The sequence below is a fragment of the Oleiphilus sp. HI0125 genome (assembly GCF_001635355.1).
Window position 1 is genome coordinate 1 of the sequence record NZ_LWGF01001394.1, and the last position, 791, is coordinate 791.

The following is a 791-nucleotide window of genomic DNA, read 5'->3' on the forward strand; positions in this document are numbered from 1 at the left end:
TAGTCTTCTAGTTCATCTAAACGTTCTTCACGCACTTTGATCACCCATTCAGGGTCTTGCAACAACGCACGACCAACCGCAACTAAATCGAATTCGCCGCTGTTGATGCGATCATTCAACTGAGTAATCGAACCTGCTTCTACACCTGCCTGCGCTGACATATTCATACCATGTTCTTCACCAACGAAGCTGGTATTTAAGCCAACACTACCGACTGTGATAACCGGCTTACCGGTTAACTCTTTGGTCCAACCTGCTAAGTTCATGTGGCCGTTTTCTGGCGCATCTTCGAATTCTTTTTCCCAGTAACGACGCGTGCTGCAATGGAATATATCCACGCCGGCTTCAACCAAAGGAGTTAGGAATGTTTTCAATTCTTCTGGTGAGTTAGCTAAACGCGCATCGTAGTCTTGCTGCTTCCACTGAGAAAAGCGGAAGATAATCGGGAAGTCTGCACCCACACGCGCACGAATCGCTTTCACAATTTCTACTGCGAATTTAGTGCGGGATACGAGATCGCCGCCATAACTATCGTCACGCTGATTGGTACCTTGCCAGAAGAACTGATCAATCAGGTAGCCGTGAGCACCATGCACTTCCACTGCATCAAAACCGATGGCTTTGGCATCTGCTGCAGCCTGCGCAAATGCTTCAACGACTTCATCGATATCTTGCTGATTCATCGCTACGCCGTTTTCTCTGCCCGGCTTAAATAAGCCAGAAGGGCTGTGGCCAGGAACAGAAGTATCTGGCTCTATGCCTTCTTTACGAACTGAGCCGACATGCCATAG

At 48.3% G+C, this 791-nt stretch carries 1 protein-coding gene; it reads right to left on the bottom strand.

What is annotated here, in order from left to right; genetic code table 11:
• A partial coding sequence (locus tag A3762_RS23805; protein WP_068757971.1) for a 12-oxophytodienoate reductase occupies positions 1-791 on the bottom strand: 791 nt, incomplete at both ends.